The organism is Planctomycetia bacterium, assembly GCA_034440135.1.
Lineage (GTDB): Bacteria > Planctomycetota > Planctomycetia > Pirellulales > JALHLM01 > JALHLM01.
On sequence record JAWXBP010000402.1, the window covers coordinates 1 to 14533 of the forward strand.

At 61.7% G+C, this 14533-nt stretch carries 12 protein-coding genes; 7 read left to right on the forward strand and 5 right to left on the reverse strand.

Features of this window, described 5'->3' with window-relative positions; translation table 11 throughout:
- Nucleotides 1-260 precede the first annotated feature (260 nt).
- Nucleotides 261-719, reverse strand: a complete 459-nt coding sequence (locus SGJ19_23620) for an NUDIX hydrolase (protein MDZ4783247.1) — start codon at nt 717-719, stop codon at nt 261-263.
- A 337-nt stretch (nt 720-1056) separates the two neighbouring features.
- On the opposite strand from SGJ19_23620, the gene ftsH reads away from it, so the two are divergent.
- Nucleotides 1057-3039, forward strand: a complete 1983-nt coding sequence (gene ftsH / locus SGJ19_23625) for an ATP-dependent zinc metalloprotease FtsH (protein ID MDZ4783248.1) — start codon at nt 1057-1059, stop codon at nt 3037-3039.
- 68 nt (nt 3040-3107) lie between these two features.
- Here ftsH and SGJ19_23630 read toward each other — a convergent pair whose 3' ends face one another.
- The gene (locus SGJ19_23630; protein MDZ4783249.1) at nt 3108-4259 is read right to left on the reverse strand and encodes a Fic family protein; all 1152 of its coding nucleotides are present in this window, start codon (nt 4257-4259) and stop codon (nt 3108-3110) included.
- Between the two features lie 323 nt (nt 4260-4582).
- Between SGJ19_23630 and ilvN the strand changes: the two genes are divergently transcribed.
- The 3 genes from ilvN to SGJ19_23645 all read left to right on the forward strand — a co-directional run bounded on the left by ilvN (nt 4583) and on the right by SGJ19_23645 (nt 6561).
- Nucleotides 4583-5098, forward strand: a complete 516-nt coding sequence (ilvN, locus tag SGJ19_23635; protein ID MDZ4783250.1) for an acetolactate synthase small subunit — start codon at nt 4583-4585, stop codon at nt 5096-5098.
- Between the two features lie 86 nt (nt 5099-5184).
- Entirely contained in the window at nt 5185-6189 is a 1005-nt protein-coding gene (gene ilvC / locus SGJ19_23640; protein ID MDZ4783251.1) for a ketol-acid reductoisomerase, read from the forward strand.
- A 102-nt stretch (nt 6190-6291) separates the two neighbouring features.
- A complete protein-coding gene (locus SGJ19_23645) occupies nt 6292-6561 on the forward strand; it encodes a hypothetical protein (protein MDZ4783252.1) in 270 nt (89 codons plus the stop codon).
- 96 nt (nt 6562-6657) lie between these two features.
- Here SGJ19_23645 and aroH read toward each other — a convergent pair whose 3' ends face one another.
- Entirely contained in the window at nt 6658-7095 is a 438-nt protein-coding gene (gene aroH / locus SGJ19_23650) for a chorismate mutase (GenBank protein MDZ4783253.1), read from the reverse strand.
- A 336-nt stretch (nt 7096-7431) separates the two neighbouring features.
- Between aroH and panB the strand changes: the two genes are divergently transcribed.
- Together panB and SGJ19_23660 are read left to right on the forward strand one after the other, a co-directional pair.
- A complete protein-coding gene (gene panB, locus SGJ19_23655) occupies nt 7432-8181 on the forward strand; it encodes a 3-methyl-2-oxobutanoate hydroxymethyltransferase (GenBank protein MDZ4783254.1) in 750 nt (249 codons plus the stop codon).
- Between the two features lie 178 nt (nt 8182-8359).
- Entirely contained in the window at nt 8360-10432 is a 2073-nt protein-coding gene (locus SGJ19_23660) for a thioredoxin domain-containing protein (protein MDZ4783255.1), read from the forward strand.
- Nucleotides 10433-10474: 42 nt separating this feature from the next.
- Here the strand turns inward: SGJ19_23660 and SGJ19_23665 are convergent, their stop codons facing one another.
- Both SGJ19_23665 and SGJ19_23670 read right to left on the reverse strand, forming a co-directional pair.
- Complete coding sequence (locus tag SGJ19_23665) at nt 10475-12079, reverse strand: NAD(P)-binding protein (GenBank protein ID MDZ4783256.1); 1605 nt, start codon at nt 12077-12079, stop codon at nt 10475-10477.
- 231 nt (nt 12080-12310) lie between these two features.
- Nucleotides 12311-13726, reverse strand: coding sequence for a sialate O-acetylesterase (locus SGJ19_23670; protein ID MDZ4783257.1), 1416 nt, complete (start codon nt 13724-13726; stop codon nt 12311-12313).
- A gap of 339 nt (nt 13727-14065) precedes the next feature.
- On the opposite strand from SGJ19_23670, the gene SGJ19_23675 reads away from it, so the two are divergent.
- Nucleotides 14066-14533: sulfotransferase (locus SGJ19_23675; GenBank protein ID MDZ4783258.1), on the forward strand; the 468-nt coding region annotated here is incomplete at its 3' end.

The window sequence follows — 14533 nt, forward strand, 5'->3', positions numbered from 1 at the left end:
ATCCCGCACAATCTTGCCGAGGGGGACGCAGCTTGTCAAAATAGGCGACATTCCCAGCTTGGAGCGGTTCCCGGCTCAACCCATCTGGGAAATGTCGGTCAAGAGTCGAGGAGGCCGAGAAAGTGTCGCCCCGTTGAGGCTCGTTTCACCCGACTGCCGCGAATTCCAGGGGTTCGCACCCCTGGCTACTATCTCTCGCCCCTATCGGGGCTAATTCGTGCACAGCTCGCGCCGCATCGCGAATGAGTAGTTCACTCAAATCACGGCGAAGCGCGCCAGCGAATCGTGCCAGCTAGGACGTATTCCAGGAACGTCCGGTTGCTATCGAGCAACTCGGGCAACGCCGTCATCTCTGCCGGGCTGCACCAGAAGGCCGCTTCGACCTCGGCCGGATCGGGTTTCAAAGGCTGGCTGGCCTCCGCCAAATTGGCCGACCACCAGGAAAGCTGGACGCCGCGCGGCGAGACGCTTTTCCAGAGCGGCTCTTGGGGCAGCACGTGGCCGCCGAGCTCCTCCCGGAACTCGCGGATCACCGCTTCTTCCTCACTCTCGCCCGCTTCGATGTGCCCGCCGGGAAAGCAGTGCTTGCGCGGGGCGACGACGAACTCGGATCGCCGGATGACCAGGAACCGTTCCGCTTCGCGGACGACGATGACCACCCCGCGCCGCGTTGGCGCGGCGGCAGGCGGATGTGAGGCAGCCGACAGGTCTGGTTGCATAGACGCTATCCTATCGAGCCGCCGCCCCGGGCGTCAGCGGCGGTGTCCAACGCCCCACCGCGGCGTAACTACTGGCTCTAGCAGGGACTTCCGCGTCGCCCCGGTCGAAAACCGGTGAGCAATAAGCTAGAATGCCGCAGTAGCTTGGGCGTTCGGCGAGGGCAGGCAAAGCCCGTTTTGGGGCGAGGTCGGCGGTGCATTGCCACTGCCATATTCGCACTGGCGCGACGCCCATCATCCAAGTTGAACGCCAGCCGTATGGGCAAACGCCTGGGCTGGCAAGCGCTCGACGGCTGCCAGGCCGTCGGAGCTGCGCTGGGGGACCGAAAGGAAGACGATGGAGAATCAACGCCCGGAAAATCCAACACGTCCGCCGGCCGACGGCCCGCGGATGCCGTCCTTGCTGGCGCGCGCGATCCCGTTTTTGCTGATCAGCGTGATCCTGGGCGCGTTGCTGTTTACGCAGTTCAGCGCGCGCAACGAGATCGACTACTCATTCTTTTGGGATCAACTGGATAAGGGCAACGTCGCTGAACTGCAAATTCGCGGCAACGTGCTAGTCGGCAAGTTCAAGGCGCCCCCGGCGAATCCGAACCCGGAAAAACCGACCAAGATCGGCGAAGCGCCGGCCGTGTTGCCGGAAGTCTTCGAGGTCACGACGTACATCACGGCGCTCGAGGTGCTGGAGAAAAAGCTGAACGAGAAGGGCGTGCCGTACCGGTATGTGACGCCGACGAACGACAACACGACGTTCATGCTGTTTTCGATCGCGCTCACGATCTTGCTCGTCGGCGGCTTCTGGTTTCTGCTCCGCAAAACGCGCGATCAGATCGTGGGGGGCGGCATTCTCTCGGGATTCTCCAAGAGCCCCGCACGGCGCTATGAAGAAGGCAAGCAGCGCACCACCTTCGAGGACGTCGCCGGCCTGGAAGGCGTGAAAAACGACCTGCAGGAGCTGGTCGAGTTCCTGAAGAACCCGGCGAAGTTTCAACGACTCGGGGCGCGCATCCCCAAGGGCACGCTCCTGATGGGCCCGCCGGGTACTGGCAAGACGTTGCTCGCCAAGGCGGTGGCTGGCGAGGCGGGCGTGCCGTTCTTCGCCATCAACGGTTCGGAGTTCATCCAGATGTTCGTGGGCGTCGGCGCCAGCCGGGTCCGCGATATGTTCAAGACTGCCAAGGACGCCGCGCCGTGTATCTTGTTCATCGACGAAATCGACGCCGTCGGCCGTGTTCGCGGCGCCGGGCTGGGCGGCGGGCATGACGAGCGCGAACAAACGCTCAACCAAATCCTCAGCGAGATGGACGGCTTCACGCCGACCGAAACGGTGATCGTCGTCGCGGCCACCAATCGCCCGGACGTGCTCGACCCGGCGCTGTTACGTCCCGGTCGATTTGATCGCCACATCACGGTCGATCGCCCAACGCTCAAAGGGCGCATCGCGCTGTTTAAGGTTCACTCGCGCGAAGTGCCGCTCGCCGACGACGTCGATCTCCAACGCCTGGGCGCCGGCACCGTCGGCATGACGGGCGCCGATATTCGCAATCTCGTCAACGAAGCCGCACTCTGGGCCACTCGGCAAGACAAGGCCCACGTCGAGATGGAGGATTTCGAGTACGCCCGCGACAAAGTCATGATGGGCTCGACGCGCGAGGACATTCTGTCCGGCAAGGAAAAGCTGATGACCGCCTATCACGAGGCGGGACACGCATTGCTGGCCTGGATCATCCCCGGCGCGGATCGCGTGCATAAAGTCACCGTCGTGCCCCGTGGTCGCGCACTGGGCGTGACGCAACTCTTGCCGGAAGAAGATCGTTACAACATCGGCGAACGCGAACTGCACGCGCGCCTCTCGTTCATGATGGGCGGCCGCGCGGCGGAGAAGCTGGTCTTTGACGAATACAGCGCCGGCGCGGAAGACGACCTCAAGCGCGCCACGCAAATGGCCCGCCGCATGGTCACGCACTGGGGCATGAGCGAACGCCTCGGCCCGGTGGCTTATCGCTCCAGCGAAGAAAACCCGTTCCTCGGCAAGGAATTCCATGAGCAACGGGAATTTAGCGAGCAAACGGCGCACACCATCGACGAAGAAGTCGCCCGGTTTCTACACCAGGCCGCCGATCGCGCCAAAAGCGTGCTGGAAGAACACCGCGACAAACTCGATCGCATCGCACTCGAACTGGAACGGCGCGAAATCCTCCTCGACACGGACATCGAAGCCCTCATCGGCCCGCCCTTACGGCCGGACGCGGATGAAAAGCATGGGGCGCACGTAAACGGGGCGCTGGCGGCGGCGAAGCAGCGTGGGGATGGGACTTAGGTGTACCCGCTGTTCCTGACGCACGAGATTGCCTGCGCCGTCACCGCCACTTCTTTTATTTCTTGGCTTTATGGCTCGGAACGCAAGAGTTGACGATCGAACAGGCTCCAATACGCTTCGTAGCGAAAGTGGCGGTTTCTTTTGCGGCCGGTGATCTCGGACAGGACGCCAAGTTCGACCATCTCATCAATTAGGTTCGAAGCGGTAAGGTACGAACAGTTCAAGTGTTCTTCCGCCATGCGCACCGACACGATCGGCTGTCGAAACAGATAGTCCAGTAGCCGTGTGCCGAATGCGCTTGATCGCTGTTTTTGGCCGATGAGATTGCGATGCTTTTCCCGAAGGTCCAGGATTTCTCTTGAAGTCTCAGTAGCCCCTTGGCTCACCTCAAAAACGCCTTGCAGAAAGAATTTCAGCCATCCTTCCCAATCGCCGCCGTTGCGAATTGCCGTAAGACGGTCATAGTACTCGGCTCTGCGGGCTTTGAAGTAATAGCTCAAATACGACAGCGGCAGCCGAAGTACTTCACGCTCGCACAGCAATAGCGTGATCAGCAAGCGACCTACGCGACCGTTCCCGTCGAGAAACGGATGAATGGTCTCGAATTGGGCGTGCATCAGTCCGCAATGCAGCAGGATGGGCAACGACGATTCGTTTCGCAGGAAGCCTTCGAAGGCATGCAGGGCCGCTGTCATTTCCGCGGGCGGCGGCGGAACGAAATCCGCGTCCTTTAGCAAGCAGCCAGCGGGTCCGATCCAGTTTTGACTGGTGCGAAACTCGCCTGGACTGCGTTCGGAACCACGTACGCCGGCCAATAGCTTTCCGTGAATCTCGCGCACTAGCCGGAGTGACAAAGGCAGTGTTGCGAGACGACCAAGACCGTAGTTCATCGCCCCGACATAATTCACAACCTCCTCAATGTCCTTCGGTCGTTCGCGGTTGCTGTCGTCGATGTCGAATTCAACGACGTCCTCCAGCGTGCTCTGGGTTCCTTCAATTTGGGAGCTCAATACTGCTTCATGTCGCACGTACATTGCCACGAAAAGGTCCGCATTCGGGAGCACCGAAGCGACGCCGTCCAACCGGCCGAGAGCTCGGTCTGTCTGGGACAGCAGGCGTTGCAATGACTCGTCGAGGACAACGGCTGGAGAAGGCGGCAAATCCGCAGGGATAAAGGCTCTATATCCCGTAGGCTGAAGTGCGAGACGGCCGGCGCGCATTTGGCTTACCCTCCGTAAATACGGGTTGGCGGCGTTGTTTCAGGCGCCTGAAACAGTACCATACATCCGCCGTTGTTATTTTAGAATCGACCGCATTTATTAAATAGCAGGACGAGCCATCGCCCGTCGCATCGCCTGTGGGAAGGGGCAGCTAACCGCGGCTAGGCCGCGGCACAACCGGATATAACCCTACACCAAATAAAGAGTTGCGGTGGGACGGCAAGCAACTTTAATCGCACCGAACCTCGTCCCCAGGCCCCTTGTCCGCAGGCCGTTGCCCAAGTTATCATGCTCGATTCTTTCGTTGCCGCTGGAGTGCTTGCGTGAAGCGTCATGTCTTATCCGCCGTCGTCCAAAATGTGCCGGGCGTCCTGGCGCATGTGTCCGGGATGCTGGCCTCGCGCGGGTACAACATCCAGAGTTTGGCCGTCGGCGAGACGGAGGACGCCAACCTCTCGCGGATGACCTTCGTGGTCAAAGCCAGCGACGAGCAACTGGAACAGGTCCGCAAGCAGCTCGAGAAAATCGTCACCGTCGTCCACGTGGACGACATCAGTTCGCAGGACTACGTCGAGCGCGACCTGATGCTGCTCAAGGTCAAAGCCCCGGCCGGCGGAGGCCGCAGCGAAGTCCGCGAATTGGCCGGCATTTTCCGCGGCCGCATCGTCGACGTCGGGCAGGACGCCGTGATGGTCGAAATCTCCGGCCAGGAACGCAAGATCGAAGCCTTCATCGACCTGATGCGACCCTTCGGCATCCTGGAAGTGGTCCGCACCGGCCGTATCGCCATGGTCCGCAGCCGCGAAGCCAACGGCGAGAAAGAGTCCAACGACTCGTAATTGGCCCCATTCATCGTTCATCATTCTGCATTTGAACCTAACACGACGCCGCTTGAAGCGATCGCGTCGCACACGAGAAAGCCGCCATGCCCGCCACGATTTACTACGACAAAGACGCTGATCTCGCCGTGCTCAAAGGGAAGACCATTTCCATCGTCGGATATGGTTCCCAAGGGCACGCCCACGCTCAAAACCTGCGCGACAGCGGACTGACCGTCGTCGTCGGGCAGCGCCCCGGCGGGCCGAACTACGATCTCGCGGTGAGCCACGGCTTCAAGCCGGTTTCGGCCGAGGAAGCGACCGAGAAGGGCGACCTCGTCAACATTCTCGTTCCCGACGAGTTGCAAGGCGACCTGTACCGTGCGTCGATCCGCCCCAAGCTCAAGCCGGGCAAAGTGCTGATGTGCTCGCACGGATTTAACATCCACTTCGGCCAGGTCGAACCGCCCCCGGGCGTCGACGCGTTGCTGGTCGCTCCCAAGGGCCCCGGTCACCTGGTGCGGAGCGAGTTCGAAAAGGGAGGCGGCGTCCCGTGCTTGATCGCCCTCAGCCCCGGCGCCAGCGATGAAACCCGCCGCATGGGCCTGGCCTACGCCAAGGGCATCGGCGGCACGCGCGGCGGCGTGATTGAAACCAGCTTCGCCGAGGAAACCGAAACCGATCTCTTCGGTGAGCAAGTCGTCCTCTGCGGCGGCGTCAGCGCCTTGGTGAAGGCCGGCTATGAAACGCTGGTCGAAGCCGGCTACCAGCCCGAAATGGCCTATTTCGAGTGTATGCACGAATTGAAGTTGATCGTCGACCTGTTCTACCAGGGCGGCCTCAACTACATGCGCTACAGCGTCTCGAACACCGCCGAGTATGGCGACTACACCCGCGGCCCGCGGATCATCACCGACCAGACCAAGGCGGAGATGAAGAAGATTCTCAAGGAAATCCAAAACGGCGAATTCGCCCGCGACTGGATGCTGGAAAACAAAGCCAACGCGCCGTCCTTCAAGGCCACCCGTCGCCGCGAACGCGAACATCCGATCGAAGTCGTCGGCAAGCAACTGCGCCGGCTGATGACTTGGATCAAGTCGAAGGAAGTTTGAGGCGGAGTTTGAAGTTTTCAGTGTTCAGTTTTCAGTAGGTGAAGTAAGCAAGCAGATGCTACTTCACCTACTCCACCTACTAACTCCTCCACCCACTTCCCCATGACCCTCATTCCCACGACACGCGAGGAGATCAACGAGCTCCAGCCCGGCGATCGGGTCGAGGTGACGCATGTCGTCAAGGTGGGAATGAAAAGCTGGGAAACGCAGACCGTTGGCACGGTGGAACGCTTCGAGCGCCGCCGCCATGGGCTGCACTATCGCCGCAACCTCGACGACAAGGTTTACAGCGATTTGATCGTCCTGAAACTCGCCGACGGGTCGCTGACCACCGTCACGCTGGACGAATACTCGTCGCTCCGCAAGCTGTAGCTTCGTCTGAAACCAACCTCTCTGAGGTCGGTGGAGTGGGCGTCGATTGCCGATCCGCCACTCAGTCACAGTAGGCGAGCGAAGCCGCACACTCGACTACTTCTTCGGTTGCCCTTGCTCGTTGAGATGCTCGGCGATCCAGGCTTCGAGCTCGGCCCAATCCACTTCGGGATACTTCGAGCGGTCGGGCCGCAGCGCCACCGCGTCGCGCACGTAAACGTGCATGATCTCCTCGGCGCGCTTCTCCGTATTCCAGTGCAACAGGATGCGGATGCAGCGCCGCAGCGAGCCCGGCACATCGAGCTCATGCGTGCAAAGCAGCGCCACGTCGTACCAGCCGAGCTGACGCGCCGCGAGCGCGGGGAACTCCGCGTTTAGATCGGTGGTCGTGCTGAAGATGGCGCTCGCCACGTCGCCGGCCTCGATGTCGTTGCGGCGGATCATCAGCGCCAGCAGCTCCCGCGTCGCCTTAAGGACTTCCTCGCGACTATTCTCCGGCACCGTAGTGGCCCCGCGCACGCCCCGGCAACGCATCGACTCGCACTCCCGCCGCAAATAATTTTGGAACGGCTCTTAGTGTAGTTGGCGTTCCGCTGGCGATACTAGCCCGTAGCGCAAGCGAGGGAGCGAGGATTTGGGCTACTGGTGGAGATGAAGCTCTCGGTTGCCCGACTGCGGCAACACTGAGAGTTTCGTCCTCTCTTGTAGACGGCGTCAATTCTCCCTCGCTGGCGCTACGGGCTAGTGTCGGTACGATGTTGCCGGCCTCGTCTGGTTGCCAGGGCCTAGGGGGAGCGTCACAATTCGAGCTGACCCATTGAACCGCCCTCGATCAGTAAGCTCGAAGCAATGCCCGACCAGGAGCGACAGATGACCGTGCCGGAGTTCGTGGCCCGCAAGGCCGCCGGGCGGAAAATCGCTGTGCTGACCGCCTACGACTTCCCGATGGCGGCCCTATTGGACGCCGCGGGCGTGGACGTGATTCTGGTCGGCGATACGCTCTCCATGATCATCCAAGGGCACAGCAGCACGCTGCCGGTGACCCTCGACGAGATGATTTATCACGCCGAAATGGTCGGTCGCGCCGTCCGGCGGGCGTTGCTCGTGGTGGACATGCCGTTCCCCACCAATCATCTCGGGCCGTACGAAGCGGTCGCCGCCGCCGGACGCATTCTCAAGGAAACCCGTTGCCAGGCCGTGAAAATCGAAGGCGGCCAGGACCAGGCGGACGTGATTCGCACGCTCGTGGCGGCCGGCATCCCGGTGATGGCCCACGTCGGCCTCCGCCCTCAAAGTGTCCATCAGCTCGGCGGCTACAAAATGCAGCGCGACCGCGAGCTATTGCTGGCCGACGCCCGGGCCGCGGAAGGCGCCGGCGCGTTTGGCATCGTGCTGGAATGCATCCCCGCGGAGCTTGCGAAAGAGATTACCGCTACAGTCTCGGTGCCCACGATCGGTATCGGCGCCGGCCCGCACTGCGACGGCCAGGTTCTGGTCACTTATGACATGCTCGGCCTGACCCGCGGCAGCGTCCCCAAATTCGTCAAACAATACGCGAACCTTGGCGCGGAAATCGACCGGGCCGTAAAGAGTTACTGTCAGGACGTGAGGGGGGAATGACCAATTTCGAAATCCGAATGACGAATCAAATCCGAATGTCGAATGCTTGAATGACGAATAGTATTCCTGTGCGATCCGCCCTTCGACATTCAGTCATTCGGATTTGATTCGTCATTCAGATTTAGAAATTCGACATTCCGCCTCGGCGCCTCCGCGGTTCAAATCAACAAGGCTTCTTATGCCCAATCGTCTCGCCAGCGAATCCAGCCCGTATCTTTTGCAGCACGCGAACAATCCGGTGGACTGGTATCCCTGGGACAGCGAGGCGCACGACAAAGCGCGCGCGGAAGGCAAGCCGATTTTTCTCTCGATTGGCTACGCCGCATGTCATTGGTGTCACGTGATGGAGCACGAGAGTTTTGAAGATGCGGAGATCGCCAAGCTGCTGAATGAAAACTTTGTCTGCATCAAGGTCGATCGCGAGGAGCGGCCTGACCTCGATCAAATCTACATGCATGCCGTGCAGATGATCGCCGGCCGCGGCGGCTGGCCGATGTCGATGTTTCTGACGCCCGACCTCAAACCGTTCTACGGCGGCACCTATTGGCCCCCGCGCGATAGCCGCGGCATGCCTGGCTTCGATCGCATTCTCCATGCCGTGCTCGACGCCTGGCGCCATCGCCAAGAACAGGTGCAAGAAACCGCGGCGAATCTCACCGACAGCGTTCGTCGCCTCGAAAACTGGGGCCAGCCGGAACAGGATTCGCTCCGCCTCGACACACTTTGGAAGGCCGCCGGCGCGTTGGAGCGCAGCTTCGATCACACGCACGGCGGATTTGGCGGCGCGCCGAAGTTCCCGCACCCGATGGACCTGCGGCTGCTCTTGCGCGCCTGGCAACGCACCGGTCGCGAAGGTCTGTTAGGGATGGTCGCGCAGACACTGGAAAAAATGGCGGCGGGCGGCATCTACGACCAACTCGGCGGCGGCTTTCATCGCTATTCCGTCGACGAGCGTTGGCTCGTGCCGCATTTCGAGAAGATGCTTTACGACAATGCGTTGCTCACTCCCTGCTACTTGGAAGCCTATCAAGCGACGGGCAACAAGGATTTCGCCACGGTCGCGCGCGAAACGCTCGACTACGTCCTGCGCGAAATGACCGGCCCGGAGGGGGGCTTCTACAGCACACTGGACGCCGACAGCGAAGGCGAGGAAGGCAAGTTCTACGTCTGGTCGGCCGATGAAGTCCGCGCGGCGCTCGGCGAGGCGTTCGACCGCTTCGCCTACGTTTATGACGTCACGCCGGAGGGCAATTTCGAGGGACACACCATCCTCAACCGCCCGAAGAGCTGGGAGCAATGCGCCAAGATCCTCGGTCAAGATGAAGCGACGCTGCGCAGCGAAATGGTGCAATGCCGCGCCAAACTCTTGTCATTGCGCGAACCTCGCGTGCGCCCCGGTCTCGACGACAAGAGGTTGTTGAGCTGGAACGGGATGATGATCGAAGCGATGGCGATGGCCGGCGCGGTCCTGGACGAGCCGCGATACGTCGACGGCGCACGCCGCGCGGCGGAATTCCTGCTCGCCAGCATGCGCACCACAGGGGGAGGACTCGCTCACAGTTACCGGCTCGGCACAGCCCGTGGCGACGCCTTTCTCGACGACTACGCCTGCCTCGCTTCCGGCTTGATGGCGATTTACGAAGCCACGTTCGAAGAGCGCTGGATCGACGACGCGGCGCGGATTCTGGACTATGTCCTCGCGCATTTCCAAGATTCCAACGGCGGTGGATTCTACTACACGAGCGATCGCCACGAGACGCTCATCGCGCGTCAAAAGGACGCCCTCGACAGTTCCGTCCCGAGCGGCAATTCGGCCGCCGCCACGGCGCTCGGGAAGCTTGGTCGCCTAACGGGCGAGGCGCGCTTTACCGACGCGGCGGAGCAAACCTTGCGCGCCGCCGCCGGCTTCCTGGACCAATACCCAACCGGCATGGGCCAGATGCTCCTGGCGCTCGACGCCCAGCTTGGCCCGTCGTCAGAGCTGGTGTTCCTCGCCGATGGGGACAGTCCAGATACCAAGCGAGCATTGTCCGCGCTCCGTCGCCAATTCCTGCCCCGCGCCAGTGTAGCGCTCCGCTCGGTGAAAGTCGGCGAGTTAACGTCGAAGTTGCTCGACGCCCAATTCACTGGGAAGAAAGGACAGACAGCGCCGACTCTGTATGTCTGCAGCGGATCAACCTGCCAACCGCCAGTCAGCGGCGCCGAAGCCATCGCAGCACGCCTCGACGAGGTTGCGCGCGTTGCGACATAGTCTCCTTTCGCTCCGCGAAAGGAGACGGTGGCGGCGTGAACTCTACGCCAACGCTTGATAGCGCGCGATAATCGCCTTTGCACAGCGCAACCCATCTACTGCCGCGCTGACGATGCCGCCGGCATAACCGGCGCCTTCGCCGCTGGGATAGAGTCCCTCGACGCCCGGCGCGACGAACGTCTCCTTGTCGCGCAGAATCCGCACCGGCGAGCTGCCGCGCGCTTCCGGCCCGACCAACGTCGCCCCGTCCAAAAACCGGCCGCGCCAGCGCCGATCCAATTGCGGTAGGCATTCGCGTAGTGCCAACTCCACCTGCGGCGGCAATAGCGCCGCGAGCGCCGTGGGAACTACGCCGCGCTCGTAACTCGACGCCGGTTTGTCGCGCGTCATCCGCCGCGCCAGAAAATCATCCGCGCGCTGGATGGGGCACAAATACTGCCTTTGTCCCGCTTCGAAGGCCAGCGCTTCATACTTCCGCTGCAACATCATCCCGGCCAGGATGTCCGCGCCGCCGAATTCACTCGGATCGAGCGTGATCATCAGCCCGCTGTTGGCGAACGGACTCGCGCGATGCGACAGGCTCATGCCGTTCGTGCAAAAACATCCCGGCTCCGAGACGCTCGGAATCACTTGACCGCCAGCGCACATGCAGAAGCTGAACAGGTCGTGCTTGCCGTTGGCAACAAGTGTGTAGTCTGCCGCGCCCAGCTTGGCCTCCAGCCTTGCGTCGCCGTACTGTGCGCGATTGACCTGCTCCTGCAATTGTTCGATCCGCACGCCGATCTGAAACGGCTTCTGCACCATTGCCACGCCGCGCCGCAGCAACATCTCAAACGTATCGCGCGCGCTGTGCCCGGTCGCCAGGATCGCCACGTTTGCCGGCAGGTAACCGCTCGACGTATGCAGCCCGCGCAGTTGCCCGTCGGCAATGTCGAAATCTTCGACGCGGCACTCGAACCGCACTTCGCCGCCGTGCGCCAGGATCCTTCGCCGCAGCGCCTTCACCACCGCCGGCAAGCGATTGCTTCCCAAGTGCGGGCGGTGCTCATACAGCACGCCTGGCTTCCCCTTCGACTCGGCGAACAATTCTAAAATGCGCCGCACGTCCGGCCCCGTCAACCGGCAAGTCAGCTTCCCGTCGCTAAAAGTGCCCGCGCCTCCTTCGCCGAACAGATAGTTGCTCTCAGGGTCAATCTCCCCGCCGGCCTCCAGCGCCTTCACGTCGCGAATCCGCGCGCGCACTTCCCGCCCGCGCTCCAACACGAGCGGACGATAGCCGGCCTCGGCGAGAAACACCGCTGCGGCGAGCCCGGCGGGGCCGGACCCAATTACGACGGGCTGGTGCTCAAGTGGCCGATCGCCTGACGGCGGCAATTCGAACGGCGGCTCGACATACAGCTCCACATTCGCGCCGCGCCGTTGCCGCTGCGCAATCTCTACCAAGCGCCCTTCATCGGCCGTCGCCTGGACTTCGACGGAATAGACAAATGACGGATCGCGCTTGTCGCGCGTATCAAGGCTCTTCCGCAACATCCGCCAGTGCGGGATCTCTTCGCGGCGGAGATTTAGCACCGACGCCAACCGCTCCACAAGCGCAGCCTCGGTCTCGTCAATGCTGAGGCGAAGATTGGAAACGCGGATGGGCATGGTCGAACATATTATTCACCACGGAGGTCACGGAGAACACGGAGGGGGAGGGAAGAATGGCGAATGTCGAAATCGGAGTGACGAATCACATCCGAATGTCGAAAGATTGAATGGCTGGTTCATCGTGCAACGCCACTACTGATACATTCTACATTCGAGCTTTGACATTCGGCCTTTCCCTCTCATGGTCGTCCGTGTTCTCCGTGGTGAAACAACGGCTAAACCGCCAAGCTACTTCGGCTGCGTCGTCCAGCGGAATTCATCGGTCTTGAACGGACTCGTCGGCAATCCGGCGCCGTTCCAGAGGTTCCCCTGCGGGAAATTCGCCCAGCCGTAGCGGACGTACTTCGGCTCCGGCACCGCATCGCTGCGCACGTCAACTTCATCTTGACCGACGATCTCCGCCGTGGCGTTCACGAATTTCCCGTCCTCGCCAGCGATCGCAAACCCGGTCAACGGGCCGTCTTTCGCCTGCAACCCGCCCGCGACGTGAGAAAACTTGATCTTGATCAATGCGTTGCCGACATGTTGGGTGTCAGGCTCCGCACCTTGGAATTCGACTTCCTCGCCATACGCGATCGCGCGGGCCGCCAGCGCCAATCGTTCGCCGACCGGTTGCTTCCAGACCGGGTGAATGTCCTTCTCATCGCCGACGTCCGTGATCACCGCCATCGCTGTTCGCTTATCGTTCTGGGCGGTAAGCCGCTGCGAGTCTCGCAGTTCGGCCCATTCGCTGTCGCCGGGCTCGCTGGTCTTGTCCATGAAAGGCGCAAGCTGCACGAACAGGAACGGCATTTCAGGCTGACGGAACGCACGCCGCCAATCGGCAATCATCGCCGGAAATAGCGTTTTGTATTCGTAGGCCCGGCCAGCGTTCGATTCCCCCTGATACCAAATCGCCCCGCGAACGGCCATGGGCGCGAGCGGATGCACCATCGCGTTGTAGAGACCATAAGGGCGTTGCGCGTTGCTCAAATCGCGCGGCTGATCGACGTAATACTTCACCATCTCGTTCGCCGCCAGACTCTCCTTGCTCATCCAGGCCTCGGCCGGCGTGCCGCCGTAGTTCGTGCTGACCATGCCGATCGGGATGCCTAGTTTCTCATGCAGCGCCACGCCGAAGTGATATGCCACGGCGGAAAACTCCGGCGTCGATTCCGGTCCGCACACTTCCCACGCGCCATTCACGTTCCACTCCGGCTCTTCTGTCGAACGGCGCGGGACCGTGAACAAGCGGATGTTCGGATGGCTCGAAGCGGCCACTACCTTCTCTGCTTCAGAGCTTCGATTGATCGTCCATTGCATATTCGATTGGCCGCTCGCCAGCCAAACTTCGCCCACGAGCACGTCGCGCACGGCCGCGCGGAAATGCCCTTCAATCACCAGTCGATGCGGGCCGCCCGCTGGCAGTGCGTCAAGTTCCACATGCCAGTGGCCTTGATCGTCGACGGTCGTTTCGGCGCTGTGACCGGCCATCCGCACGGAGACCTTCTCGCCCGGCTGCCCAGTGCCCCAAACGGGGATTGGCAGCTCGCGCTGCAGGACCATGTGATCGGTGAAAATGCCGTGCGGCGTCGCTGCTTGCACGTTGACTGTGGGCAAAAATGTCAACGACAGCGCGACCAAAGCCAGAAGGTTTGCTTTCATCGGTGGGTCACTCATGCGAAGAGAAAGAATCAAGGTCGGGATCGCCGACCCGGCTGGATAGCAGATGATAACCTCGGGACCGACCCACTGCACGCCGTGCGGAAGCGAAACGCCGCCTTGAGTGATTCCGCAAATTTTTACGGAAATGAGCGCAATTTGGCGCAATCTTCACCAGTTTGACGGGCTCGACGGCTGACCATACGCTAAGATCATTCACCTGGCCGTTTTGCTCAATTCGCTTCGCCCAATCGCCGACAAAAAAGCACGTCAGCTCTCGGCGCGAATCGCCCGGGGCGCGGCAGCGGACCTCGAAGAACCGGCCACCAGGAGGGCGATCAATTGCGACTTGCGCTATTGAACACGCCTCGTTCCGGCAGCACCTGGCTGCGTTGCCTGCTCGGGACGACCTTCCAACTTGAGGAATTCTCCGCCTTTGTGCCGGAAGAGGTCCGTTGGAACGCCTTCCCCCGACGCGGTGTTTTGCACCTCCACGCGCTGCCGACTCCCGCGATGCGGCAGCTATTGAAGCGGCATGGAGTTCGGCCCGTCGTCGTGCGTCGTCACCCGCTGGACGTACTGGTCTCCATCCTGCACTTCGCGCCGCACGAGCCCGGTACCGCCCGCTGGTTGGGCGGCGCCGGCGGCGACGAACGCCCGCTCTGGGAGGCTACGCCGACTAGCGCCCAGTTCCTGGACTACGCGACCGGCCCGCGTGCCCGCGCCCTGCTGTCCGTCAGCCCTGCCTGGGCAGAAATCGACGAAGCGGTGGTCGTCGGTTACGAGCAGCTCACCTCGCAGCCCATCGAG